We start from the raw sequence: 25,043 nt of genomic DNA, 5'->3' as shown, positions 1-25,043 counted from the left end.
TTCAAACCCGCCGAAGCCTGATAGGCTGCGTCAACGACTTCACCTCGAGAGCCTGTTCGATAAGGCTCGAAGAGAGGCTGCTGTCCTCCTCCAGCAATTCCCGCATTGTCCTGCCGGTGGAGAGTATCTGCTTTGCGAGCTCTGCCGCCTTCTCGTAACCGATGAGCGACGTTAATGCGGTTGCAAGCGCCGTACCCGCTTCGAGGTTCTGCCGGCAAGCCTCCTCATTGGCGACAATGCCGGCGACGCATCTGTCGGCCAATGTGCGGAAAGCGCTCGTCATCAACGATATCGACTGAAGTAAATTGAAGACAATGACAGGTTCGAAGGCATTCAACTGCAGCTGCCCGCCTTCTGCAGCCATGGTGACGACAAGATCAGAGCCGATGACCTGAAAAGCGACTTGGTTGACCATTTCGGGAATGACGGGATTGACCTTGCCGGGCATGATCGACGAGCCGGGCTGCATCGGCGGCAGCGTGATTTCCCCGAAGCCGCCGCGAGGCCCGCTCGACAGGAGCCGAAGGTCATTGCAAATTTTCGATATCTTGACGGCGGTTCGTTTCAAGGTACCGGAAAACAGGACGAAAGCACCGGTATCCCAACACGCTTCGACAAAGTCGCTGGCCGGCCGCAGAGGCACACCGGAGACCGCTGCCAGCTCACCTATCGCCGTTGAGGCGTAGCGGGGATCGGCGGTGATCCCGGTGCCGATTGCCGTACCGCCGAGGTTGACCTCATGAAACAGGGCAACCGCCTCAGTCAGTCGTGACATATCCTCCCGTAAGGTCACTGCAAAAGCGGTGAACTCTTGGCCGAGCGTCATAGGGACGGCATCTTGAAGTTGGGTCCTGCCGAGCTTCAAGATGCTGCCGAACTCCCCTGCCTTACGGTCAAACGAGGCCGAAAGGTATTCCAGCGCATCTAGCAATTTCCGTGTCGAGAGGACGAGGGCCAATCGGATGGCGGTTGGATAAACGTCATTGGTCGACTGAGACAAATTGACATCGTTGTTTGGATGAATGACGTCAAATCGCCCGCGCGGCAGATCAAGGTGCTCGAGCGCGCGATTTGCGATCACCTCATTCATATTCATGTTGGTGGATGTGCCGGCGCCGCCCTGGAAGACGTCAAGGACGAACTGATCGGCAAACAGTCCTTCGGCAACCTCGTCGCACGCGCGGAGGATCGCGTCCTTTTTGTCTTCCGACAGGTCCCCAAGGATAAAGTTGGCGCTGGCTGCTGCCTTCTTAACATAGGCGAGAGATCGGATAAGGTCGGGGTAGTGGCCGATCGGAATGCCGGAGATCTGAAAATTTGCGATCGCGCGCGCCGTCTGAGCCCCATAATAGGCCGAAGCCGGGACCGGGACATGCCCGAGTGAATCCGCCTCGAAGCGAATGCTCGATGCTTCAGGCACCAGTGCTGCGTCTTCCATCTTCCATCCCCAATGGTTGTCGATGAAGAATAATTCAGCAATCTTCTCGATCAAATTTCGCTGCGGTGATAAGCGATGAGCAGTATGACGCAAGTAACGCGAAGGATCGCAGGCCCTTCCGCCTTGGCATTCAACAAACATTCGCCCTGCAAAGGTTCGGGCTCACCGTGGCCCTTGCCTGCGGGCCACTGCGCCAACGCATTCCCTTCGCATATTGACGCAAAAAGATAATCATTTTGCGCCGCTAATCGCACTATCGCGCAATTTATTTGGCGCGCCCGAAATGGCTTGATGTAATCATCTCCATCATTCGGGATCCATGATCGTGCATAACCAGACCAGAGACCTCGCATTTGCAGACGATTTCATCTCGGCGAAGCTTGTAGAAAACGTCGTCGATCTCGACGTCGAAGATGCTGTCGTTGTCAACATCAGCCCCTCGCCGATGATCACCGGCACCGATCATCCTGCAATCGTTCCGGCGTGGAAATCAACATGGTTGAAGGGCGGCAGAATCAAGTCGGCAGAGCGAGCTGCATTGATCAAGGTCCGCAAGGCGACCAATTTGGGCGGTGCTCAGTTTCGAGGATGGGACTGGCTCGGCAACAGAATCCGCAGCTTCCCGCGCGACACGCCGCTGTTCATTTCGGCGCAGGACGAGATCGGAACGGTTACGGTCGACCCCAAGGTGTTCACAAACGAGCACGCAGCTCCAACGGCGGAACAGCCCTTCACGCTCAAGCTCAACCTGTGGTGGGCGCCAGGCGACACCGACTGCTTCATCCACAACGAGCACCCCTTCCTCGAGGTCCATACGCAGATCCATGGGCTTGGTCGCATGCAGAAATTCCACGAACGCGATCAGGGAACGCTGTACGAAGATGTCGTGATGCCGATCGGCTATTCACACGACCCCTTCTGCCGCGTTACCGGCGAAAACAAATGGACTTACCCATGGCACCGCTACTACTGTGATACCGATTCCGTGTGGCTTGCCGTCGAGCTTCACCCCTGATCGACGATTGCGACAGGGCGCCAGGGTTAGCCGATCATGACATCTGAATCATGTCTGAGCCATCGCCCAGATATTGAAGTGCCTCTCGAGGGATCGCCGGATCGTTTTTGTCCATGACGGTGATCCCTTTCAGCTGCTCCCTCTTCAATAAACCGGGTCCCCTGTAATGTAAGGCGACCTTAGTCGAGTAAGGCTGACGAAACACTGTCGCCGCAATTCCACTCGAAATCCCGAACATGAACTTCTTGGAGTTGCGCTTGACCTGAGCATAGACGCCGAAGGTCAGCTCGTTCGACTGAATGCCCTCGAAATCGGCTGTGAATAACCGATCCGCCACTGGAAAACAGAAACCATAATACTTGAAGACATATTCCATCTTCTTGGGATCATCGAAACTGGGGAAACGCTCGACGTAATAATGCTGCAGGAACTGGTTTGCTCTGTATATGCAGAATGCGGACTTCAACACGAAGCCCTTGTAGATTGAGGAGAATTGGTATCGGTCGTAGACTCCGACGAGATCGCTGTCGGGAACGGAATTTTCGACAAGCATTGCGGAAACGAAACGCGCAAATTCCGGCAGTTGCCTGACCGCCGACATAGCATGAAAGAAGTTACCATCAACGAGCGTTCGGAACTCCTCGGGGTCGGAAAACAGGATCGGCACGCTCAAGCCGAAATAATTTGCAATAATACGCATATTAGCCGCTGCAGGCAGATGGGCACCGGAAAGATATTTGTTGAATTGTTGGCGATTGACCTTGATCTTGCGGCACACGGCCGCCACCGAGCCTTGGCGATCACACAGCGTTCGCAAGTTGGCGGCAAACGACGCCGGATCGTCCATCATATAGTTCATGACCCTATCCCAAAGCTCGAACCTGAAGCACTCTGACGCTAATTCTACGCCACTTTGAGAACATCTTCAACCCGTTGCGAAATTGCTCCGATAAGGGATCCAACGCCATAGTGGCCGATGAAACACTAGGGAATCCACCACTTGGCAGGCAACGAGAGAGTCGGTTGGGCGATCATGGGCACGGAAACCATCGCGACCGAGCAAATGGTTTCCGCGATACGCTCGATTGGCCATCAACCGCTATGGGTGGTCAGCCGCAATGCCCATTACGCAGGCACGTTTGCCGGCGATCTTGACATCCCCAATGCGACCGACGACCTCGAACGAGTGTGGGCCGATCGCGATGTGCGTTTCGTCTATGTCAGCGCCACGCGGGAGCGACGCTCGTTTCACATCGCCGCAGCCGCAAAAGCGGGCAAACACATTCTCTGTGATGGCCCGATCAGCAATGAGCGTGAAGAGGCAGCCCGGCTCGTGTCGCTCTGTCATGACCTCAAGGTCACGCTCGCCGTTCATCACATCGCGCGCGCTTCTAGCGTTCATCAAACGATGAAGCGCCTGATCCGCGACGGCGAGATCGGCCAGATTCATTCGATTGTCGTGGCGCGCGGCGGCGCATTTCATCCTTCACCCAATCGCCGTGGTCAACTCGCCGATCTGGAAGGCGACATCTTCTTCGACGCGGCAATCGAGGACGTTGATCTTGTCCGGTTCTTGACCGACGCGGAGCCCCATCGGGCCACCGGGATTTCGAAGCCGATGGGCGGTGGGTCGCAACACCTTGCCTTCGTCCTCGCTATGGATGACGGCTGCATCTTCCAAGCACATGAAAGCTTCCTGACCGCCGAGATCGAAGACACGGTCATGATTGCGGGTTCGAAGGGATCGCTGACCGCCATTGGGACGCTCTACGGTCGCGGATCCGGCACTTTGACGCGCAGGATCGGCGGCAAGAACGAGCTTATTCCGATCCGTGACAAGGACGTGCACGTGGCTGCCATTCAGGATTTTGTCACCGGGCTTCATGGAAGGCCGACCTGGCTTTCGACTGGCGCGGACAGCGTGGCAAACCTTGCCGCCATTAACTCGATCATTGCGTCGACCCAGTCGGGCGACGTTGTCGACATCAAACCGAGGGGCACGGCATGAGCAGAGTTCTCGGCTGCTCCGCAACGTGCACGCACATCATCAAGGAGAGCAACGGTGAGAAAGCCTGATCAGATCATTCTTCATTCTCTGGTCGCCCGGCATTCGACGTTAGCGATCGATGTCGAAATTGCACGGCAGATAGGCTTCGACGGCTTAGAGGCGTCTGGCGACAAAATCGCGAACTGCCTTGACGCTGGCTTATCGAGAAGCGAGCTCAGATCCCTTGTTGGTGATACATTCATCCCGGGAATCGGCTTTCTCATTGATATTGAGCGCCAGAAGGATGACAAGACCAAACTGTTTGCGGAAGCAAACCGTCTGTTCGAACTCGCGGGTGCCGTGGGCGCTGAGGGTGTCGAAGTGATTACAGGACCGCTGAGTCTAGAGGTCGCGCGTGGGCAACGAACGGCGGCAGATCTCTACAGGGGTTTGGTCGACCTTCCAGAAGATGAGCAGGTCGACCTTACCGCTTCCAATCTGCGGGAGCTGTCGGAGATTGCCGCCGACCACAATCTTATCCTCTATCTCGAAGCGCTGTCATGGACGCCGCTCAATACGCTGGACAAGCAGCTCAGGGTAATCGAGAAAGCGGGCCGCGATAATCTGCGGCTGCTCGTGGATTTCTGGCATTGCTACACGTCCGGTGACACGCCGGAGAGGATTGCCAAGCTCGACAAGGAGCTGCTCTACGGCATTCATGTCTGCGACTCCCTGAAGTTCGATGGCGGCATTCCGGATGAGCCTGTACTCCGGGACGTGCCTACCGGAGAAGGGGTGCTAAATCTTCAGGAGTGGACGGATGCCGTCAGAGCAACCGGCTACGAGGGATGGTGGAGTTGCGAGCTCTTTTGCCGTCGCAATCACCAAGAAAACAGTTTTGCGGTCGCTCGTAGACTCAAAGACCTGATGAGTGACTTACTCGCCCCCTAGAAAACTTACCTTCGACGGCGGACTTCACTGTTTCAAGCTGGGACCGCCAAGCACCACCTTCCGCGATAATCAGGTGTCTCAATGTTGTTTACCAGGCCAGCACCAACAGGCGTGCTCCGGCGCATCGGCTCGTCAAAGCGGGCAAGATGTTGTGCTTTCTTCCTCGCGGCCGGAATAGGCATCGGAGCGTGGGCTTCCAGCCTTCCGCTCGTTTCGACGAGGCTTGCGATCAGCAAGGGAGAACTTGGCTTCCTCCTTCTTGGGTTCGCGCTGGGCGCGATTGTTCTGATGGTGACGATCGGACGGTTTATTGACCGACTGCAGAGCGACAAGTTCTCGCTTGCGGGTTGCGTGGTGTTCGGGGCGTGCATCCTTTTGGTTCCATTGGCTCCCGGCGTCCTGACCGCCGCCCTTCTGATCCTTGCGGCAGGCGCAGGCTTCGGAACGCTCGACGTCTCGATGAACACCGAAGCCTCGCACCTCGAACGGACATCGAAACGACACCTGATGTCCTCCTTCCATGGGGTCTTCAGTGTCGGGGCGCTCTTGGGCGCACTTCTTGTCGGCCAGTTGGTTTCGATCGGTGGCGGGTTGAACTTATGCCTCGGCATTGCAGGTTCAAGCGTCGTCCTCGTTGCCTTCGGCTCACGTCTGATCGCAAGAAAACGGTCATTTGAACATCGCATCAGCAGCACCAAGTCGAACGCGATGAAGAAAATACAACTCAGCCCTGAACAGCTGGTTCTTGTCATCATGTTCGGAGCCATCGCCTTTCTCTCCATGTTGGCCGAAGGCGGGGTGATGGACTGGACCGCAATCTTTCTCGTCACCGAACACGGGGCCTCCGAAAGCGTCGGAGCCTATGCGTTCGCAACCTTCTCCGCGACAATGGCACTCGGACGGTTTGCGGGCGACTGGGCGACGAGGCGCATTGGGCATGTCAATGTCATTCGCATCGGCGGTGTGGTGTGCGCTGTCTCGGTCTCGGTCATCGTCGTGTCGAGCAGCATTAGCATTACGATGTTTGCCCTTGGTTTATGCGGGATCGGAGTAGCAAACCTGGTTCCAGCCGTCTTTGCGGCCGCCGGTCATCTTGGAGGGGATTCGGCCGGACGGGCGATGTCGATCGCCACGACGATGGGCTATAGCGGCCTGCTTCTAGGACCGGCGCTGCTCGGCTTTGTCGCCCAGCATTCGAGCCTGGCAACAAGCTTTGGCGTAATCATGGGCGGCTTTGTTCTTGTCGCCATCGTCGGTTTCGCAGTCGCCAAGAGCATGGCGCTTCATGGGCTCAAGCTCCGACACGAAACCTGAGCGGCGACACACGAGGTGGCTTGGACCTTTTGGTGGAACGGACTCCTTCGCGATAAACGAAAGCGGGCGATGTCGTTGCCAACATCGCCCGCTCGATCAAGTTGTCTCTGTCGCCCTAGTGTGTGAGGCGCAGAAAGTCGGCCGCCCGTTCCCCGATCATGATGCAGACGGCATTTGGATTGCCAGAAATCAATGTCGGCATAACTGATGCGTCGGCGACGCGAAGGCCTTCGATCCCACTGACGCGAAGTTGCGGGTCGACCACAGCCATCTCGTCGATACCCATCCGGCAAGTCCCCGACGGATGCAGTGCTGCGTGCGCGGCTCTCTGGCAGAACGCGCGGATGTCATCGCGCGTGCTGACGCTCGGGGCCGGCACATATCGTGACTGGAGATATTTCGAGAGCGCCGGTTTTGACATGATATCCATCGCCACCATTGTACCCTCGGTGATTGCCTCCAGGTCGTACGGATCAGAGAAGTAATTGGGCGCAACGCGGGCATCGGCGTTGAAATCGCCGCTTTGCAAGGTGACTTCGCCTCGCGACCTCGGCCGGATCTGACCAAGGTTGATCGTGCAACCATTGCCGCCCGGTACGGCATCGACACCTTCCTCGATGCCCGCGCCGACCACCATGAAAAACTGGATGTCGGGGACATGTTCGCTCTTATTGCCCCACCAAAACGCACCGCCCTCGATGAGGTTTGATGATGCAGGCCCGCCCTTGAAAAGCGCGTAATTCAAACCGGCGGCCGCCTTCCAATGCATCTTCTTGTATTTGTCGTAACTGTAGGGACCACTCAGTTGATAGATCAGTGATATTTCCACGTGGTCCTGCAGGTTCTTACCGACACCTGGAAGATCTGCATGCACGGTGATCCCGTGCCGCTTCAACTCGGTGGCTGGTCCGATGCCTGAAAGCATCAGGAGTTTCGGCGTGGCGATCGCGCCCGCCGACACGATGACTTCGCGCTCCGCACGCAGCACATGCTTCTCACCATTGCGGATGTATTCGACACCGACAGCCCTGCCGTTTTCGATGATCAGCCGAGTGACAGTGGTGCGAGTGACGACCTGCAAGTTCGGTCGTCCCTTCGCTGGCTTGATATAGGCGACGGCAGCACTGCTGCGTTTACCGTCCCTTGCGGTAATCTGATAGAGCCCGCACCCCGCCTGACTGCCGGAGTTGAAATCCGGGTTATAGGGAAGACCCGCCTGCTGGCATGCCTGTAGCCAACCGCGCGTCAAGGGATGGACGTGATCGATGTCGGAGACGCCGAGCGGACCTCCGACGCCGTGTGCATCATTGCAAAAACGGTTATTGTCCTCGGAACGCCTGAAATATGGAAGCACGTCCTCATAGGCCCATCCCGCAGCGCCCAATTGCACCCACTGCTGGTAGTCCGAGGGAACACCGCGAATATAGATCATCGCGTTGACCGAACTACCGCCGCCGAGCACGCGCGCCTGTACCATCGTCTGCTGCTCGTTGCGCGCAAGCTCCGGACCGGCCTCCCAGGCGAAACGCTTCAAGAGGCTTCCCTGAGCAGTCTTGTAGTAGGCGCCTGGAATGTGGATGTATGGGCTAGAATCGGTAGGCCCCTCCTCTAGGAGAGCCACTCGGAGATTTTCATCCTCGGACAATCGCGAGGCGATCACACAGCCGGTCGACCCGCCGCCGACGACAATATAGTCGTAGCGATGGTGCTTGCCAGAATGCGGCTTGATTCCGTAGCGCGCAGAGCCAAACGGGGGAAGCAACATCACACACCTCGTATCGAAGCACCCGCCTTGATCGCGAGGGCAGCGATGGTCAGGGCCGGGTTAACTGCCGCCGATGTTGGAAGAACTGAGGCATCGGCAATATAAAGATTTTCGACGTCATGCGCACGGCAATTTAGATCGACAACCGAGGTTTTCGGATCATGCCCGAGCCGAGCGGTGCCGCACTGGTGAGAGGTTGTTTTTCGACCGAAGGTGTGCGTGAGCACGACCGGAAAGCCTGCTTTTCGCATGACATTCTTTGTTTTCTTGATGAGCGCCTGGTGGGCGCGCATGTTCGACCGGATCCAGTTGACGACGATGCGATCCTCGCGGACCATCACCCGGCTTTCCGGATTGGGAAGATCTTCGCTGGTGAGGAACCACCCATAGGCGTGTCGCGCGATCAGGCGGACCAGCCATGAGGGTGCGGGCACTGGGAAATTCGCTTTCAAAATATTGCCGGTGATGTGCCCCAGCAATTGCACGTTTCCGAGCGGCGCCCGGCAGTCGTTATCGGCGTTATAAAAATCGTTGAAGGCAATGGTCTTCTGGTAGACCGAGGCATTGCGGCGATAATCGAGTACCAGCATCGCGGATGTGTTGTGGTTCATGAAATTCCGGCCGACTTGGTCTGAGCTGTTGGCCAAGCCCGTTGGGTGAGCCTTGCTTGCCGACCGGAGCAGAAGTGCTGCAGTCTGAACCGCGCCGGTGGCGACAGCGAATATGCCGGCAGAGATCCGCTGCTCGAACCCGTCTTTGACGAAGACCGCAGCAGTCACGCGGGTGCCGGTCTCGTCCGTTTCCAGGCGGGACACGTTAGCACCGGTCATGAGGGTAACGTTTGGATGACGCAGCGCCTCCGTCAACGGGCCGACCTCGGCATCGATCTTGCCGACACCTGTGTTCGGGAACGCATCCCAGCCCGTCTTTGCGCGGTGAAGCCAAGCCTCGATGTCGATCGCCAGCGGCAGGCTCGCCGGATGGACACCTGCCCGCTTCAGCCGGTCGCGGACCGACGCAATCGGCGCCTCGTCGGGAACGGCAGGATGGGCGTAGGGTTTGCTATGGAAAGGCTCCGTCGGATCCTGACCGAGCGCGCCACGTACCTGGAACACCTTCTCAGCCCGCTCATACCACGGCTCCAGCTCTTCATATGTGCATGGCCACCCCGGCGAATTTCCGTCGAGGTGTGGACGCGCTTCGAAATCTTCCTTTCGATACCGGTACATCACAGCGCCGAAGAATTTCGAATTTCCGCCAACATAGTAGTAGTTGTTGGCAAGGAAGCTTTCACCGTCGGTTCCAAGCCACTCTTCCGCTGGCCGATAGAAGCCCCGTTGGAAAATCGCGACGTCGTCGCGAGCTTCCACGCTGTCTCTGAGGTACCCGCCGCGCTCCAGGATGATGACCTTGAGGCCGCTCTCGGCAAGGCTGTAGGCAAGCGAACTTCCTCCGATGCCTGAGCCTATAATTACCACATCCGCCGTCTGCTGCATGGCATACCTCAATCAATTCTGGCTTCGGTCTGGGCGTCGAACAGGACGATCTTCGAGGCATCAACGGCGAGCGATGCTTCAGAGCGCGATTGAGTGACGTTCGGGGGCAATCTCGCGGTTACTTCGACGTTTGCAAGCTGGAACACGACGAGGGCATCAGGTCCTGTCGGCTCGACCACATCGACATCCACTGCGATGTGGTTGCCAGCTCCAGCGGAGGCGGGTGTGAAGTTCTCCGGGCGGATCCCTACAAGCACATTCTTGCCGGCATACCGTTTGGCTGACTCGGCAGAGAGTGCGATACCGGTTATGGACGCCGATGGCTTATTCGGCACGTCGATGACGGCGGCCACGGATGAGCCGGCGACCTCGAGCCTGCCGGGGATGATGTTCATCGACGGTGAGCCGACGAACTTTGCGACATAGACGTTTGCCGGCCGGTCATAGACCTTCTGAGGCTCGTCGAGATGCTGGACGACGCCATCCTTCATAACCGCGACACGGGTTGCGAGCGTCATGGCCTCGATCTGGTCGTGCGTGACGTAGACGATTGTCGTACCAAGGCGCTGATGCAGGCGCTTGATTTCGGTACGCATGTCGACGCGAAGCTTGGCATCAAGGTTAGACAGCGGTTCGTCGAACAAAAAGAGCTTTGGCTGGCGGACGATCGCACGTCCCATGGCCACGCGCTGGCGCTGACCTCCCGACAGTTGCGACGGCTTGCGATCAAGAAGATGGCTGATCTGAAGAAGATCGGCCGCAGCCTTGACCGCTTTGTCCCGCTCGGCCGGAAGCACTCTGCGGATCTTCATTCCGAACTCGATGTTTTGCCGCACTGTCATCGTAGGATAGAGCGCGTATGACTGGAAGACCATTGCGATGTCGCGGTCTTTCGGCGAGAGGTGGTTGACGACCTTTTCTCCGATGCGGATATAACCGCCGGTGATCGTCTCCAAGCCTGCAATCATGTTCAGGAGGGTCGACTTGCCGCAGCCGGAAGGTCCGAGCAGCACAAGGAAGTCGCCCGTGCCGATCGAGATTGATACTTCCTTGAGGACTTCCAGTTCGCCATAAGCCTTGCGGACGCGATCGATTTCGAGAGTAGACATGGGTTCAGCCTTTCACGGCACCGGCAGTCAATCCGCGTACGAAGTAGCGGCCTGCCAGGATGTAGACGACGAGCGTGGGAATGGCGGCGATCATGGCAGCGGCCATGTCGACGTTGTATTGCTTGCGGCCCATCGTGACGTTGACGATATTGTTGAGTGCCACGGTGATTGGTGACGATTGTCCCGCGGTAAAGGACACACCGAAGAGGAAGTCATTCCAGATCTGGGTGAACTGCCAGATGCATGAGACAACGATGATGGGCAGTGCCGCCGGCAGCATAATCGAAAAGAAGATACGGAAAAATCCGGCACCGTCGATTTGCGCCGCACGCGTGAGTTCGTTTGGAATCGTGATGAAGTAGTTCCTGAAGAACAGCGTCGTGAAGCTGATCCCGTAGACGGTGTGAACGAGGACCAGTCCCGGAATGGTTCCTGAGAGCTTCAGGGCGCCAAGAAGCTGGGCCATCGGCAGGATCACCGCCTGGAACGGCAGAAAGCAACCGAAAAGCAGCATACCGAACACGAAGTTCGAGGCTGGGAAGCGCCATTTTGTCAGGATGTAGCCATTGATCGCACCAATCCCGGTCGACAGAATGACGGCGGGAATGACCATCAGCAGCGAATTCACGAAATAAGGCTTCAGGCCGCTGCACTCGGTGCCGATGCATGCTTCGTCCCAGGCCTTCTGCCAGGCGTCGAAGGTGAGTTGCTGCGGAAGACCGATAAACGAACCGGAATAGATCTCGTCAAGCGACTTGAGCGACGTGACGATCATCACCCACAGCGGCATGAGATAGAACGCTGCAAGAGCGATGAGCGACCCGTAGATGAAGATATGCCCGAATAAGGCGGAACGCCGTGCCCTGTTAACCTCAGTGGTCATTGCGGCTCTCCTTCAGTTCGGAATAGAGGTACGGCACGATGATTGCCGCGACCGTCATCAGCATCATCATGGCGCTCGCCGCACCAATGCCCATCTGATTTCGTTTGAAGGTCGCGGAAAACATGAAGGTCGACGGCATTTCGGTAGCGCTGCCCGGGCCACCGTTTGTCAGCGCCAGGACAAGATCGAAACTTTTGATTGAGATATAGCTCAGGAGAACGATGACGCTGAGGAAGGCCGGCCGGAGCATGGGCACGATGATGCTCCAGTAGATCCGCACAAGGCCCGCACCTTCGATTTGCGCGGCCTTGATCACGGAATTATCGATGCCCCGCAGGCCAGCCAGGAAAATTGCCATGGCAAAGCCGGTCGATTGCCAGACCGCCGCAATCACGACGCAGTAGATGGCGTATTCCGGCCTCGTGATCCAGTCGAAGACAAAGCCGGTCCAGCCGAGCTCGTTGACGACTTTCTGCACCCCGAGTCCAGGGTTGAGGATCCACTTCCACGCGGTGCCGGTAACGATGAACGAAAGCGCCATCGGATAGAGGTAGACGGCGCGCAGGAAGCCCTCGGCCCGAACCTGCTGGTCGAGAAGGATCGCGAGGAATAGGCCGAGCGCGATCGTTATTGCCAGGAACAGCACCGTGAAGATGAATAGATTGGCGACTGCCGTCTCCCAGCGGGGCGTTGCCCAAAGGCGAACATATTGCTCCAGGCCGACGAAGTCGTATCGCGGCACCATTTTGGACGACGACAGGGATATCCAGCCCGTCCATGCAATGAAGAGATAGACGCCGATGAAAACCACCACCAGGCTTGGGGAGAGGACCAGCCGGGGCAGCCAGAGCGTAAATCTATCTTTCGGAGAAATCCTACTGTTCATCACAGCATTCCAGCGTTGAGGCGCATGTGCGTCGAAGTGCGGTAAACCAGCCCGCCTAGGCGGGCTGGAACCGGACGGACGCTCACTTTGCGTTGTTGATTCCGTCGACGAGAGCCTTGACCGCGTCCTCGGAAGACATGTCGGTCGTGAAGAACTTCGCGACCACGTCGCTGAAGACACCGGTGAACTGCGGCTGGTTGGCGAAGCCTTCCGTCAACCCGCCGAGCATCGTGTCGTTCTTCTGGGCTGCATCGCGGTCGGCGAAGCTGCGCTGTGCGCAGGCGTCGAAGTCCGAAACCGAGATGTCGATCCGGGCGGGGATCGACCCCTTGACCTTGTTGAAGTCCTTCTGGACCTGCGGATCCATGACGGACTCCGCCCAGGCGTCCTGCGCGAGGACAAGCGGTTCGCTATCGGTCTTGAAGAGGCCGAAGGCGTCGATGACGAACTTGAAATAAGGTGTCTGCGCCGGCGTCGGGAAGCAGAGAAAGTCGGATCCGGGCTTGAGGCCTTTGTTGAGGAACTCGCCCTTGGCCCAATCGCCCATTAGCTGCATACCCGCCTTGCCGTCGGCGACCATTGCGGAGGCAACCGCCCAGTCGCGGCCGGTGAAGCCGTCATCGACCAAGCCGCGAACCTTGCGCAGCATGTCGAACGTCTTGACCATCTTGTCGCTCGACAATTCGCCCTCGTCGAGGTCGACAATCGCCTTCTTGTAGAAATCCGGCCCGTTCATGTCTGCCGCGATTGCTTCGAAGACTTCGAGGATCTGCCAGGGCTCGTCGCCCATCGCCAGAGGGACGACACCCGCAGCTTTGAGCTTTTGGCCAACTGCGATCACTTCGTCCCAACTCTTTGGCTCGCTGATGCCGTACTTGTCGAAGAGTGCCTTGTTGGCCCAGATCCAGTTCTGGCGATGCATGTTGATCGGCACGGAGATGTAGTCGTCGCCGTTCTTGACGAAGGCTTCCAACTGGGGAGAAATGGTCTTCTCCCACCCGTTTTTCTCATAGAGCTCGTTCAGCGAACGCAAAACGCCTTCGTTCGCCCAGTCGAGCCCCTCGAAGCCCAGGAATTGCATTGTCGTCGGCGGATTGCCGGCGGCGAGCCGGGTACGCAGCGCCTGCAGGGCGTTTGCCCCGGATAGTCCCCCGACCGCGCTGTCCTGCCAAGTATAGCCCTTGGTGGCGAGCTTGTCGGTGATGACCTTGAGCGCCTTGACTTCGCTCTCGGAAACCCAGTGGTGAATACCTTCGACCTTGGGTTTCTCCTGCGCCACAGCGGCTATCGGAAGAAGAGAGATCGAAGCGGTAAGAAGCATTTTCAGTTTCATTGTAGTTCCCCTTTTTTGCCTCAGCGGTTGGTGGATTGCGGGCAGTCTCGACAAGAGGGTGTCGAAGCCGCCGGTTGCTTATGCGTCGCGCGGGCCGGCGGCCCCCGCGTAAGGAATGTTGCGGCCACCGAAGCGGCGGACACGAATGTTGGCTTGCTCGGCGTGACCCGCGAAGCCTTCCATCAGGCAGAGACGAGAGCTATAGGCACCGATAAGGGCTGATGCCTCATCGGTCTCTATGCGCTGATAGGTGCAGGTCTTGAGGAATTTCCCGACCCACAGACCGCCGGTGTAGCGCGCAGCCTTGTTCGTCGGCAGTGTGTGGTTCGTGCCGATGACCTTGTCGCCGAAGGCGACATTGGTGCGGGCGCCAAGGAACAGCGCTCCATAGTTTTTCATGTTCTCGAGAAAGTAGTTCGGGTCGCTCGTCATGACCTGAACGTGTTCCGAAGCGACGCGGTCAGCTTCGGACACCATTTCCTCGATCGTGTCGCAGAGGATGATCTCTCCGCAGTCGTTCCAGGCCTTTCCTGCGACGGCGGCCGTCGGAAGGATCTGCAGGAGCCGGTCGATTTCGGCAAGTGTATCCTTGGCGAGCTTCTCGGAATTGGTGATGAGCACTGCCGGAGAGTTGGCACCATGTTCGGCTTGGCCGAGCAGGTCCGTCGCAACGATTTCACCGTCGACGCTTTCGTCAGCAATCACCAGCGTTTCGGTCGGGCCGGCAAACAGGTCGATACCGACCTTGCCGAACAAGAGACGCTTGGCCTCTGCCACATAGGCATTGCCCGGACCGGCAAGCATGTCGACAGCTTCGATCGTTTCGGTGCCATAGCCCATCGCCGCGATCGCCTGGACACCGCCGATGCAGTAGATCTCGTCTGCACCGGCGAGAGCCTGTGCGGCGACGATCTTGTTGGATATCTGTCCGTTGAACGGGGGAGCACAGGTAATGACGCGGTCGCAGCCCGCCACACGCGCTGTCAGCACAGTCATATGTGCCGATGCAAGCAGCGGATATTTTCCACCCGGCACGTAGCAGCCGACATTTTCGATCGGCACATTGCGATGGCCCAGGACCACGCCTGGGATCGTCTCGACTTCGAGATCCTGCAGCGCATCTCTTTGTGCCTGTGCGAAGCGGCGGACCTGATCCTGGGCAAAGTCCAGGTCCTCGCGCTCCTGCTTGGTCAGCGAATTAATCGCGGCAGCGATTTCGTCTTTTGTCAGGCGATAGGACTCGCGGTCGAGTTTGTCGAACTTAACGGAGAGTTCCCGGACCGCTTTGTCGCCGCCGGCTTCCACCTTAGAAAGGAGCTCCTCGACAGCTTTTGTTATCGCGCTATCGGAAGCGCCCGCCGTCGAGGCTTGGGCAGTTTTGATGTGTCTGATCATGACAATAACTCTTCGTTTGCGGAAGCCGTGCCCCGCATTCTGGGTTTGGAGAGACTGTGGTTGGCGGGGCGCCAGGCGGCGCCCCCAGCCTGAAGTTGGCTCTACAGATGCTGCTCGAGTTCGCGCATCTTTGCGTAGGCAGCCTGTTCCTTCTCGTAATAGGCCGGCGACGGGAAGTCCCACCAGCCGGTGGCGAATGGGCCGGCGGCGTCACGCGATACGATCACCTCGACGAGAGCAGGCCCACCGCACTCCAAAGCAGCCTTGATGCTGCTTTCGAGGTCCTCGTCCTTCTCGACCTTCCATGCTTCGAGACCAAATGCGCGTGCAGAGGCGGCGATGTCGGCAGAATAGGGTTCACCGTTGCCGACATGGTGGTTGAACTCGGAAGCGACGTGGCGGCCCATGAACTTCCGCTGACCACCGCGGATGGACATGTATCCGAAATTATTCAGAACGAGAAAGACAACGTTGATGCCGTTCATGACCGCTGTTCCCATCTCCGGGAGAGACATCATGAAGTCACCGTCTCCGACGATCGCGACGACCTGCTTGTCTGGGCAGGCCAGTTTGGCGCCGAGCGCTGCGGGAACGGCCCATCCCATCGGCGAGTAGGAGCCGGACGTGAGGTGGGTGCGAGGCTTGTAGACCGGGAAGCTCTGCTTGACGGAGCCTTGCGTATTCCCCGAGCCGACGACGACGATGCCGTCACGGTCGAGCACCTTGCGAAGCGCCATCAAAGGGCGCTGCGACGTGAACGGCGTTTCCCGGCTCGTCTCACGCGGCTCGACCTGGGCGCGCCAATCTGCCTTCGCCTTCTGTACGTCAGCCAGGAAATTCTCGCGGCGCGACAGCATCTTTGTGGAGTCTGCGTCGGAAATCAGCGACAGAATGGCTTCGAGAGTAACCCTGGCGTCCGCCACGATGCCGACCTCGGTCTCGTAATTCTTGCCGATTTCGCGTGGATCGAGATCGATGTGAATCAGCTTTGCAGAGGGAATCGAGAAGGAGACGCCCTTGGCATACGAAGACGCAGACCAATCCGTGAAGCGACAACCGACGGAGACGACAACATCTGCCGAAGCCGTGATCTTGTTGCCGCTCGTAGTGCCGGTTTGACCGACAGCACCTATGAACAGCTGATGATCTTCAGAAATCGCGCCCTTGCCATTCCATGTAATCGAGACGGCCGCACCGAGTTTTTCAGCCAGCCGCGTCAATTCCTCCGACGCGTTCGCAGAAATAGCACCGCCGCCAGCGACAATGACAGGTCGCTCGGCTGCGAGAAGAACCTTCACTGCAGCTTCGATTGCACGCGGATCCGGGTAGGCAATGCCGATCGGAAGCCGCTTTTGGAGCGGATGGATCGTGACGTCAGCAGCTTCGACTTGAACGTCCATAGGCACTTCGACATGCACCGGACCCGGACGGCCGGTCAGCATTTCGCTGAAGGCGCGATGCATGATGCTGGGAAGAACCTGAACGGAATTTGCCTGCCACGCACGTTTGGTAACCTGCTCGGTGACGCGCGGAAAGGCGTTATCCTGATGACGCTCGAGTTCTTGCATGGTGCCGTGACCGTGCATGTAGGTCTGCGGAGAACCCGATACGTAGAAAAGCGAGGTGGAATCGGTTAGGGCTGTTGCGAGACCGATGATGGTATTTGCAGCGCCCGGCCCGACTGAGGTCGAGCAAGCCATCGGCTTTCCGCTGGCCCGGAAATATCCATCGGCCATATGGACGGCGCTCTGCTCGTGCATGACCTGGATGAATGGAAGTTGGGAGCCTTCTTCGAGGAATGCGTCAAAGAGCGACCAGATCCCGTGCCCCGGCACGCCAGCCACATATTCGACGCCATACTCTTTCAGTGCCCTTGCGACAACCTGGCCACCTGTGAGTTTCATCATCTTCACCCTCTAAAGTTCGTTGTTCTTTAGTCGTGGGCTGGCAATGACCGCAGCCGTTCAACTGCGCCTACATTGCGGCCGCATCGGGCGGACTCGCAAGTTCGCAGACTCCGAAACGGTGACGCAGGATGAAGCGCACTTTGCTTTATGTTGCTTCGGCCGGGGCAGAGCCCGAAGCCAGTTGAATTGCGACTGCAACAACCCGCCCGAGCAGGAGGCGCCGTGTTGAAGCTAGCAAGCGATGTGCGGGATAATGAAGGACGGTTTCTGAGCTGGCGACCACGTCCGCGTGAATGAGCATTATGAAGTCAAAAGTGCTTCATAATGCTCACGCGTCTGGAATGAACTGATCAAAGAGGCGCACTTGGTGTTTGACGTTCATCGTCACAGATGAGTGAAGTTCGGGGATTTATGAAAATCAGCAAACGGTAAAAGGCTCATGCTTGGCGGTGGGGCTTTTCGTCTGACGTTGCAGTTTCAATGCGCGGCTGGAGGGCCGGGTCAGTCGGAGCCGCTGGAAGGCGGTCGGGAAGCGGGTCTCTTCGAGTACTTCGCGTTATGCAGTTCCTCCTTTTCACGAGCCCGTCCCGTAGGGGCGACAGTCAGAGCGAATGGCAAGAACAGGTGCAAGCATGCCGCCATAGGCAATCTGTCAGGCGGATTCCGGCAGCCCAAGTATCAGATGCTTTGCAGTATTGTCAGGATGACTGCGCCTGCCATTGCGCCCCGATAAGAGCAAACGCCGGAAAGCGGCGTACTACCAACAACCACGGTGGCAGTTGAGGTAAGGTGGAAGGTAAGGTTGGCTCAGATTATTTGGTGTCGGCGATCTAAAACCTGTACTGACAACCGCAAAGTCGCGCGGATCTAACGTCAGATTCAGCTCGGGCTATCCGGGAACAGATGACGGCGAACGCACTGTCGCGCCCACCGTCTCAGCTACTGGCCGCTCCTCGCGACAGGCGATCGCACCATTGCCGCGTCATGCTTCATCGTCCACGGTTCAAAACGCTGATCGCAGCGGCGTGGAGTTCCTGGTTGGCAGAAGCGATAATGCGGCCTCCGTTTTCCGGACGCGACCCGTCAAACGTCGTTACTGTGCCCCCCGCTGCCTCGATAAGCGGAATTATGGGCACGATGTCGTAAGGCTGCAGACTGAATTCGACGCAGATATCGATGTGGCCGGCCGCCAACATGGCGAAAGCGTAACACTCGCCCCCATATCGGGTCATTTTGACTGTGGCGTCGAGCACATCAAATCGAACGTCGGGGTTCCGGCGCACGCCTTCAGGCGAGTTGGTGTGCAAGACCGCACCCGAGAGTTGCGTGCACGCACTTGTCGTCAGGCGGGTTGTAGCGTTGTCCGTCGTGAGCCAGCTTTCGCCGTTGTGGGCCCAAAATCTCTCTCTCGTGATCGGTTGGCTCATTAATCCAGAGGTCGCTCGCCCTTGCTCGCAGAAGCCGATCAAAGTTCCCCATACCGGAATTCCAAGCAGGAAAGGACGGGTGCCATCAATCGGATCGAGGACCCACTGGCAGGCTCCAACTCCCGTGACGCCGTACTCTTCACCGAGAATGCTGTGATCGGGAAACTCCTCGGAGATCAGCGCTCGCATTGCCAATTCGGCCTCCCGATCCGCATCCGTCACTGGATCAAAGCGGTATCCCTCTTTTGGTTTTGTTGTCGTCTCAAGCTTTTGCCGAAATCGCGACACTGTCTCGCGATCGGCAGCGTCGGCTAATCTGTGCAGAAAATCCGCCGTAGGAACTTTCATCGTTTTTTCCTGTCTCGTTTGTTGTCTCGAAGCGCCGCAACACCGTTGCTGCATACATCGGTTTTGTTATCGTGATGAGGATGCCATCCATGTCGCCCGGTTGACGTCCCCGTCCTCCGCGACCCTGGGGTTCTTGTTCGTCGCCTCACGAACGCCGCGTGATATTCGCCGTGAATTACACCGAGGCCGCGTGAGCCTGTGCCGATGCCGTTTACGCACCGCTTCGCAGGTCGGCAATCTTTTCAAAGGTTAGTCCGATATGGTCGAAGTGAGCCCGTGAGCCCTCTCCCGTAGGCGATTGAACGCCAAAGCCAACTTTAATTGGACGGTTGCGGATGCCAGGGATAGCGAACCAGCGCATAAACTGCCAGAATTTGCCGTCCTCAGAAAAATGGAATGCGATCGTTTCCCCATCGCAATAAACGCGGAGCCAAACAGCCTCTCCATGGAAATTTGGTCCGTCGCAATCGTCCGATGTCGTCCTTGTAACGACGCTTACGATTGTTGGCTTCCGGGCAGCCGAGTATTCAAACGCCAGTTTTGCCCAGTTATCGTCGTCGGTCTGCACGAAAATTGCACCTGCGTCGTAGGGTGAAGAGAACTCAACTGACACCCTTGCGACAACCGCGAACGTCTCTTCAGCGACTTCCGTACTTAAGGAAAGCACGTCGTTCCGGCGAAAGCTCTCCGCCGGATGATGGAACCAGTCAGTGCTTCCATTGGCAGTTAGCGTCAAGCTTGCATCGCCGACGACCGCCGTGCCATGGTTTTCGCCCCTAACCTGCATCCTATGCAAATTCATCTACAACCTCCACTTCGAACTAAATTCGACTGCGGTGTTCTCAAGCTCGCTGGAAATTTGCCCCACGAGAACACGCCTCTTGGTTAAAAAAACGAACCGGGACCAAAATCACACGGAATTTCACGGCTACAATTTCGCAATACCGTTAAACCTGACGCGATGTGACGTGGTCGGCGGACCCAGCGACCATGACGGCCGATTCGCCAGACCAAATCCGGTTAGTGTCGTCGGCCGATGCCGACTTAGCTTCGAAATTGTCTCGCCACCTCTGGCGCGCTTTGCAGTACGAGGTGCTGCAGGCGTCGTGTCCGATGGTGGCTTTCGTGACGCAGAGGGCATTGGCTTATGCCAGCTTGTTTCGCCAAGCCATCCGCTCCCACCAAACGCTCCATGAGGCATTGGGGACCAATGTGCCGATCTCGTGTGGTGGCGTCGCGGTGTTTCCCGGGGACGTGCTGGTGGCAGACAAAGACGGCGTAATGTGATTCCGGTCATCTTGCAGAAGAGATTGCTGATGAATGCGCGGGGATGGAGAGCTATGAAGACTTCGTACTCGAGCAAGTGAAGAACGGAGCAGCCATCATTGGTTTCTATCCCTGCACTAAACAGGAGCATCAGCTCAAATGCGCCGAGTGGCGCAATAAGAACGGGCGCTAGTTAGATCTGGCGGTCAATGACACTAGGACCATTGTGCGTCCGCGCCTTTCGACCCCGCATTGCCGTCCTGACTCTGCCGGCGGCGCCGCGCGGACAAGAGTGCAACCAGCGCCCTCGCACTTCGGCTCTTCCAGTTAATGACTATATTTCAGCGGCGGTCCAGTGCAACATCACAGCAAGATGCCTGCAAGGCGGTCAAGTGCCGACCAGATTCGCTTTGCATAGCGAGGGTCGAAAAGCGCGTGATAGCCGCCTGTATGCCAGAAGACGACAGGGCCGTTTAGCTCACCCTTCGCGGCAAGATCGATGATCGCCGCGATCGCCTTCCCGCTATAGACAGGATCGACCAGCAGGCCCTCTTTCGTCGCGAGCAAATCAATCGCCTCATATATGCCGTCAGCAGGCAGTCCATATCCCTCACCGACATATGCTTGCGTGACGTTGATATGGTCGCGCGTCAATTCGACTTCTGCATCGATAAGGCGCGCGCCGCCGCGTGCGAAGGAAAGATATGTGCCAACTACGTCGGAATAGACGTCCTCCGCGACGACAATGCCACGAATGTCAGTCTCAAAACCGTGGAGCGCATTCCCGAGGACGAGCCCCGCATGGGTTCCGCCGGACGAGCTTGCATGGACGATTGTCCCAGCATTGCGTCCGTGCTCGCGCATTTGCTGGCAAAGTTCACCATATGCCAGGGCAAACCCCAAGCAGCTGCGTTCGGAAGCACATCCGATGGGAAGTCGATAAACGCGTTCTCCGGATTGTTCGAGTTCACTGACGACGGATACTGAATGTCGAGCTAGATCGGTCCAGCTCACATCACCCACAAGTCGAAGATCAGCGCCGAAAAGACCATCAAGCATCAGATTGCCGACAGGTTCGTGCGGCTCGTCATGACATAGGAGCAGTGTGCATTTCAGTCCGAGAGCAGCGCTGGCAGCGGCCACCGCGCGCGTCGCATTTGAAAGGCGAGAGCCTTCCGCGACCAGGTGCGTTGCACCGTAAGCGACGGCATGAGCCAGTTCGACCTCCAGCTTGCGGACCTTGTTGCCAGCGAGACCGACAGAGCCGATGTCGTCCCGCTTGCACCAGACTTCGACTCCGATCGCCTCGCTGAAGCGTTCGAGACGCTGTACCGGGGAAACAAACCCACGCAGATCGAGACGCGGCACGCGTCCAAGAGTTTCGAGAGCACTCATCCGATTATCCTCTACACATCGTCAGATGAGGACCCTATACACAAGGGCAGATACTGAAATCCGGACACTCGATACGTGGCTTCTGACAAAATGGCTGGCGGCAATCGTTTAGGAAAAAATGAACGGTCTGCACGTGGATCGGTCGCCATGAAGGTTGTGCAGTTGACTGAAGTCACCGCATTTCCAGTGGATCGACACAGCTGGGGTCAATTCGTCTACTCCGTCGCGGGCGTCGTCGAATTGACGGTGAAAGGCAGCCGCTATACGGCGCCGCCAGACTTCGGCGTGTGGTTGCCGCCCGAGACCGAGCATCTGGCCTGGGCTGGCGACGAAACCACGTATCTGCTTTTGGACATCGAACAGAGCCATTGTGACCGTCTTCCGCACCAAGCAAGCGTTCTCTCCGTCGGGCCGATCGCAAAAGCGATTCTTCTTGATTTGAAGAAGCGTGGTATACGAGAGCCTGGAAATGCCGATGATGCAAGGCTGATGCGCGTGTTGATCGATCAACTGAGTGTTGGATCGCCTTTGGAGAGCTTCCTGCCATTGTCGAACGATCGCGCCCTAAAGCAAGTTCTGGAAGCACTTCTTCAAGACCCCGGTGACGGTCGATCTCTTGGCCAATGGGCGAACCACGTCCACAGCACGGAGCGTACATTGGCCCGTCGCTGCGCGCGCGATCTTGGCATGAGCTTTGTGAAATGGCGTCAGCGGCTTCGGCTAACCCGGGCGGTTCCCATGCTTGCGGATGGCCTTTCCGTTCAAACGGTTGCACTCAAGTTGGGCTACAGCACCACCTCTGCATTCATTGCGATGTTTCAGGATGCGATCGGGGCGACGCCCAACGCATTTCGAGGACGCTTGCGAGAGCACGACGAAGGCCGGTGAATAGCGGTCCCCCGACCAACTGAAGCATGGAGTGCCGGCTACCAGCAGGACAAGGTGGAAAGCTCGGCTCCGCCTATTCGGCATCGGATTGAAGATAGCGATGCCGGAAACATCGAACGTAATGCCGGCGAAAAAGGGTGCCTTCCGGCAGCTGTTTCGCGCCGAAACGTGAACCCCACTCGCAGTACTGTCCTCACTGATCTCCATTTCCGGCACTGTACCGCGGAGATCGGCAAGCGATGTCCCCACGGGAATGCTGGCGATGGTATGCATGAAGCGGGAATTCAAATCGATCCCGCCGATCAGACCCTTTCCGCTCGGTTCGTACGTTAACGCCATCCGTCTTTGCGAGAACGTCGATCAGGTCGCCCTTATGCGGCGCAGGCGTGCGCCAAACAGAGCCCATTGCCTTTTCGACCGTCGACACCGGCATACCGGGGCCGCAGCGCCGCAAGCGCTGTACCATCAACCAGTTCCTTGGACGCCGTCCTGCCTTCAACTCCTGCTGCCCAGGTTAACTGATTTTGCATTCTGGCTCCGGGTTCGATCAATGGTTGAGGATCTGGCCCAGGAAGGCCTTGGCACGCGGCGACTGCGGATTGGAGAAGAATTCGTGCGGCGGAGCACTCTCGATAATCTGTCCCCCATCCATAAATATTACCCGATGCGCGACGGCGCGGGCAAAGCCCATTTCATGCGTCACGCAGATCATGGTGATGCCGTCCTCGGCGAGCGAGATCATCGTATCCAGCACTTCTTTGACCATCTCGGGATCGAGGGCCGACGTTGGCTCATCGAAGAGCATGACTTTCGGCCCCATGCAGAGTGCGCGCGCGATGGCGACTCGCTGCTGCTGACCGCCCGATAGCTGGGCGGGATACTTGTTGGCTTGCTCGGCGATGCGAACACGCTCCAAATACCGCATCGCGGTCTCGCGCGCCTCTTTGTCGCTGACGCGCTTCACGCGTTTCGGCGCCAGCATGCAATTCTCCAAAACGGTCTTATGAGGAAACAGATTGAAGTGCTGGAAGACCATGCCGACGTCCCGGCGGATATGGTCGGCATTGGTGCCCTTCGAGCCGAGCTCGATGCCGTTCACGGATATATGCCCTCCCTGGGTTTCCTCGAGATAGTTGATGCATCGGATAAGGGTCGACTTGCCGGATCCCGACGGACCGCACAGAACGATATGCTCGCCCGTCGCAACCTCGAGGTTGACTTTCTTCAGCACGTGAAGAGGCCCATACCACTTGTCGACGTCAACCATCTTGATCGTTTTCTCAGCCATTGGCTTTATCCTTCCGTGGTATGAGCCTGTTTCACGCAGCTTAGTTCATCGTGAACGTGATGCCGTCCATCGACGCCGGCATCTCCGGGAACGGAGCGCCGAAGTGCTTCTGGTACAGATCGTTAAGGGTCCCGTCCTTCTTGTGCTTAGACATGAACTCGCCGGCCCATTTGCCGAGCTCCTCGGATTTCGGGCTGACGGCGATGCCTTCGTATTCCGTCGAAAGCACGATCTTCTGAGCGTATTTGCCCGGTGCGGCCTTCTCGACGCCGCCGAACTGGTGGCTGTAGCTGCCGAGATATTCGACCTGGCCGGAAAGAAGTGCCTGGACGGCCGATGATGCGTCATCGAAGCGCTGGATTGTGGCATCCTTCGGAGCGGCGTCGGTGACAGCCTTGTCCATGGAGCTGCCCTTTTCAACAGCGATCGAATGTCCGGAAAGTTCCTCGACCTTCGTAACGCCGCCGTCTTTCGGCCCGTAAATAGCCGCATTGATTTCCGCGTACGGAGCGACATATTGGACGACCTTGGCGCGATCGGGGTAGACGCCCATCACGCAGATGAGCATGTCGACCTTTCCGGTCATGAGCTGAGGAATACGGTTCGCGCTCGTTATCGGAACATAGGCCGCTTCGACGCCGAGCTCCTTCGCCATCAGCTTGCTGAGCTCGATGTCGTAGCCCTCGTTTTGTCCGCTCCCGTTGATGAAGCTGAAGGGAGGCTGATCGGTCACGATGCCAAAGGTGATTGTGCCCTTCTTCTTGATTTCATCGAGGGTTGCCGCGCCAGCCTGACGGATATGAGAGGCACCGGTAAAGGCGATTGCAAGGGCAAGGCTGCTGAAGGCGAGGAAAGTGCGACGTCCGAGAGCGCTCTTCTTGTTAAACATTTGTGTTCACCTCTGTTGGTTTGATCGGCATTTCGTTTTCCACCAGCGTGCCGAATTCGCTGA

At 57.7% G+C, this 25,043-nt stretch carries 21 protein-coding genes and 1 pseudogene; 6 read left to right on the top strand and 16 right to left on the bottom strand.

Annotated elements, in window-relative coordinates:
* Position 1 precedes the first annotated feature (1 nt).
* Positions 2-1,438 carry an aspartate ammonia-lyase gene (locus EFD56_RS00280; protein ID WP_126904586.1) on the bottom strand — a complete coding sequence of 479 codons (1,437 nt, stop codon included), beginning with the start codon at positions 1,436-1,438 and terminating at the stop codon, positions 2-4.
* 319 nt (positions 1,439-1,757) lie between these two features.
* Between EFD56_RS00280 and EFD56_RS00275 the strand changes: the two genes are divergently transcribed.
* Positions 1,758-2,453, top strand: a complete 696-nt coding sequence (locus EFD56_RS00275) for a hypothetical protein (RefSeq protein WP_004670038.1) — start codon at positions 1,758-1,760, stop codon at positions 2,451-2,453.
* A 34-nt stretch (positions 2,454-2,487) separates the two neighbouring features.
* Here the strand turns inward: EFD56_RS00275 and EFD56_RS00270 are convergent, their stop codons facing one another.
* Complete coding sequence (locus EFD56_RS00270; protein WP_004670035.1) at positions 2,488-3,312, bottom strand: helix-turn-helix domain-containing protein; 825 nt, start codon at positions 3,310-3,312, stop codon at positions 2,488-2,490.
* 141 nt (positions 3,313-3,453) lie between these two features.
* Here EFD56_RS00270 and EFD56_RS00265 point away from each other — a divergent pair, with 141 nt between their 5' ends.
* From EFD56_RS00265 to EFD56_RS00255, 3 genes are all read left to right on the top strand, one after another.
* Positions 3,454-4,461, top strand: a complete 1,008-nt coding sequence (locus EFD56_RS00265) for a Gfo/Idh/MocA family protein (protein ID WP_225881828.1) — start codon at positions 3,454-3,456, stop codon at positions 4,459-4,461.
* A gap of 54 nt (positions 4,462-4,515) precedes the next feature.
* Positions 4,516-5,391, top strand: a complete 876-nt coding sequence (locus EFD56_RS00260; RefSeq protein WP_126904408.1) for a sugar phosphate isomerase/epimerase family protein — start codon at positions 4,516-4,518, stop codon at positions 5,389-5,391.
* Between the two features lie 81 nt (positions 5,392-5,472).
* A complete protein-coding gene (locus EFD56_RS00255) occupies positions 5,473-6,705 on the top strand; it encodes an MFS transporter (RefSeq protein ID WP_126904407.1) in 1,233 nt (410 codons plus the stop codon).
* A gap of 115 nt (positions 6,706-6,820) precedes the next feature.
* Here EFD56_RS00255 and EFD56_RS00250 read toward each other — a convergent pair whose 3' ends face one another.
* The 10 genes from EFD56_RS00250 to EFD56_RS00205 all read right to left on the bottom strand — a co-directional run bounded on the left by EFD56_RS00250 (position 6,821) and on the right by EFD56_RS00205 (position 20,056).
* On the bottom strand, positions 6,821-8,470 hold the full coding sequence (locus EFD56_RS00250; protein ID WP_012490237.1) for a GMC family oxidoreductase: 1,650 nt from the start codon (positions 8,468-8,470) through the stop codon (positions 6,821-6,823).
* Positions 8,470-9,966 (bottom strand): FAD-dependent oxidoreductase, encoded by a 1,497-nt coding sequence (locus EFD56_RS00245; protein ID WP_126904406.1) that lies wholly within the window; start codon positions 9,964-9,966, stop codon positions 8,470-8,472. Before EFD56_RS00245 ends, EFD56_RS00250 begins: the two co-directional genes overlap by 1 nt.
* 8 nt (positions 9,967-9,974) lie before the next feature.
* Positions 9,975-11,075, bottom strand: a complete 1,101-nt coding sequence (locus EFD56_RS00240) for an ABC transporter ATP-binding protein (RefSeq protein WP_004670017.1) — start codon at positions 11,073-11,075, stop codon at positions 9,975-9,977.
* 4 nt (positions 11,076-11,079) lie between these two features.
* On the bottom strand, positions 11,080-11,958 hold the full coding sequence (locus tag EFD56_RS00235) for a carbohydrate ABC transporter permease (RefSeq protein WP_004670015.1): 879 nt from the start codon (positions 11,956-11,958) through the stop codon (positions 11,080-11,082).
* On the bottom strand, positions 11,948-12,844 hold the full coding sequence (locus tag EFD56_RS00230; protein ID WP_012490238.1) for a carbohydrate ABC transporter permease: 897 nt from the start codon (positions 12,842-12,844) through the stop codon (positions 11,948-11,950). Before EFD56_RS00230 ends, EFD56_RS00235 begins: the two co-directional genes overlap by 11 nt.
* Positions 12,845-12,926: 82 nt before the next feature.
* Entirely contained in the window at positions 12,927-14,177 is a 1,251-nt protein-coding gene (locus EFD56_RS00225; protein ID WP_126904405.1) for an ABC transporter substrate-binding protein, read from the bottom strand.
* 78 nt (positions 14,178-14,255) lie between these two features.
* A complete protein-coding gene (gene hisD / locus EFD56_RS00220) occupies positions 14,256-15,572 on the bottom strand; it encodes a histidinol dehydrogenase (RefSeq protein ID WP_126904404.1) in 1,317 nt (438 codons plus the stop codon).
* Between the two features lie 101 nt (positions 15,573-15,673).
* Positions 15,674-17,479, bottom strand: coding sequence for a thiamine pyrophosphate-binding protein (locus EFD56_RS00215; protein WP_164736811.1), 1,806 nt, complete (start codon positions 17,477-17,479; stop codon positions 15,674-15,676).
* A 989-nt stretch (positions 17,480-18,468) separates the two neighbouring features.
* Positions 18,469-19,254, bottom strand: a complete 786-nt coding sequence (gene hisN, locus EFD56_RS00210; RefSeq protein WP_126904403.1) for a histidinol-phosphatase — start codon at positions 19,252-19,254, stop codon at positions 18,469-18,471.
* A 211-nt stretch (positions 19,255-19,465) separates the two neighbouring features.
* Complete coding sequence (locus tag EFD56_RS00205; RefSeq protein WP_126904402.1) at positions 19,466-20,056, bottom strand: DUF1349 domain-containing protein; 591 nt, start codon at positions 20,054-20,056, stop codon at positions 19,466-19,468.
* A 268-nt stretch (positions 20,057-20,324) separates the two neighbouring features.
* Between EFD56_RS00205 and EFD56_RS00200 the strand changes: the two are divergent.
* Positions 20,325-20,713 (top strand): annotated as a pseudogene (locus tag EFD56_RS00200) (RraA family protein); the annotation flags it as partial.
* A gap of 170 nt (positions 20,714-20,883) precedes the next feature.
* Here EFD56_RS00200 and EFD56_RS00195 read toward each other — a convergent pair.
* A complete protein-coding gene (locus tag EFD56_RS00195; protein WP_126904401.1) occupies positions 20,884-21,915 on the bottom strand; it encodes a 1-aminocyclopropane-1-carboxylate deaminase/D-cysteine desulfhydrase in 1,032 nt (343 codons plus the stop codon).
* A gap of 75 nt (positions 21,916-21,990) precedes the next feature.
* Between EFD56_RS00195 and EFD56_RS00190 the strand changes: the two genes are divergently transcribed.
* Positions 21,991-22,803 (top strand): AraC family transcriptional regulator, encoded by an 813-nt coding sequence (locus EFD56_RS00190; RefSeq protein WP_245440522.1) that lies wholly within the window; start codon positions 21,991-21,993, stop codon positions 22,801-22,803.
* 193 nt (positions 22,804-22,996) lie between these two features.
* Here the strand turns inward: EFD56_RS00190 and EFD56_RS33660 are convergent, their stop codons facing one another.
* The 3 genes from EFD56_RS33660 to EFD56_RS00175 all read right to left on the bottom strand — a co-directional run bounded on the left by EFD56_RS33660 (position 22,997) and on the right by EFD56_RS00175 (position 24,980).
* A complete protein-coding gene (locus EFD56_RS33660) occupies positions 22,997-23,209 on the bottom strand; it encodes a DUF7256 domain-containing protein (RefSeq protein ID WP_425376302.1) in 213 nt (70 codons plus the stop codon).
* 141 nt (positions 23,210-23,350) lie between these two features.
* The gene (locus tag EFD56_RS00180; protein ID WP_004669986.1) at positions 23,351-24,091 is read right to left on the bottom strand and encodes an amino acid ABC transporter ATP-binding protein; all 741 of its coding nucleotides are present in this window, start codon (positions 24,089-24,091) and stop codon (positions 23,351-23,353) included.
* 40 nt (positions 24,092-24,131) lie between these two features.
* Positions 24,132-24,980: a transporter substrate-binding domain-containing protein gene (locus EFD56_RS00175; protein ID WP_126904400.1), complete on the bottom strand. Its 849-nt coding sequence runs from the start codon at positions 24,978-24,980 to the stop codon at positions 24,132-24,134.
* Positions 24,981-25,043: the final 63 nt, after the last annotated feature.

Source organism: Rhizobium phaseoli, assembly GCF_003985125.1.
GTDB classification, from domain to species: Bacteria; Pseudomonadota; Alphaproteobacteria; order Rhizobiales; family Rhizobiaceae; genus Rhizobium; species Rhizobium phaseoli.
This window is presented reverse-complemented; position numbering and strand designations above follow the sequence as displayed.

Coding starts and splice junctions, on each gene's coding strand:
- EFD56_RS00275 (WP_004670038.1), top strand. CDS start 1,758: ATGATCGTGCATAACCAGACCAGAGACCTCGCATTTGCAGACGATTTC.
- EFD56_RS00215 (WP_164736811.1), bottom strand. CDS start 17,479: ATGATGAAACTCACAGGTGGCCAGGTTGTCGCAAGGGCACTGAAAGAG.
- EFD56_RS00225 (WP_126904405.1), bottom strand. CDS start 14,177: ATGAAACTGAAAATGCTTCTTACCGCTTCGATCTCTCTTCTTCCGATA.
- EFD56_RS00250 (WP_012490237.1), bottom strand. CDS start 8,470: ATGTTGCTTCCCCCGTTTGGCTCTGCGCGCTACGGAATCAAGCCGCAT.
- EFD56_RS00230 (WP_012490238.1), bottom strand. CDS start 12,844: ATGAACAGTAGGATTTCTCCGAAAGATAGATTTACGCTCTGGCTGCCC.
- EFD56_RS00245 (WP_126904406.1), bottom strand. CDS start 9,966: ATGCAGCAGACGGCGGATGTGGTAATTATAGGCTCAGGCATCGGAGGA.
- EFD56_RS00255 (WP_126904407.1), top strand. CDS start 5,473: ATGTTGTTTACCAGGCCAGCACCAACAGGCGTGCTCCGGCGCATCGGC.
- EFD56_RS00235 (WP_004670015.1), bottom strand. CDS start 11,958: ATGACCACTGAGGTTAACAGGGCACGGCGTTCCGCCTTATTCGGGCAT.
- EFD56_RS00280 (WP_126904586.1), bottom strand. CDS start 1,438: ATGGAAGACGCAGCACTGGTGCCTGAAGCATCGAGCATTCGCTTCGAG.
- EFD56_RS33660 (WP_425376302.1), bottom strand. CDS start 23,209: ATGGGCTCTGTTTGGCGCACGCCTGCGCCGCATAAGGGCGACCTGATC.
- EFD56_RS00175 (WP_126904400.1), bottom strand. CDS start 24,980: ATGTTTAACAAGAAGAGCGCTCTCGGACGTCGCACTTTCCTCGCCTTC.
- EFD56_RS00180 (WP_004669986.1), bottom strand. CDS start 24,091: ATGGCTGAGAAAACGATCAAGATGGTTGACGTCGACAAGTGGTATGGG.
- EFD56_RS00195 (WP_126904401.1), bottom strand. CDS start 21,915: ATGAGTGCTCTCGAAACTCTTGGACGCGTGCCGCGTCTCGATCTGCGT.
- EFD56_RS00270 (WP_004670035.1), bottom strand. CDS start 3,312: ATGAACTATATGATGGACGATCCGGCGTCGTTTGCCGCCAACTTGCGA.
- EFD56_RS00240 (WP_004670017.1), bottom strand. CDS start 11,075: ATGTCTACTCTCGAAATCGATCGCGTCCGCAAGGCTTATGGCGAACTG.
- hisD (WP_126904404.1), bottom strand. CDS start 15,572: ATGATCAGACACATCAAAACTGCCCAAGCCTCGACGGCGGGCGCTTCC.
- hisN (WP_126904403.1), bottom strand. CDS start 19,254: ATGAAAGTTCCTACGGCGGATTTTCTGCACAGATTAGCCGACGCTGCC.
- EFD56_RS00205 (WP_126904402.1), bottom strand. CDS start 20,056: ATGAATTTGCATAGGATGCAGGTTAGGGGCGAAAACCATGGCACGGCG.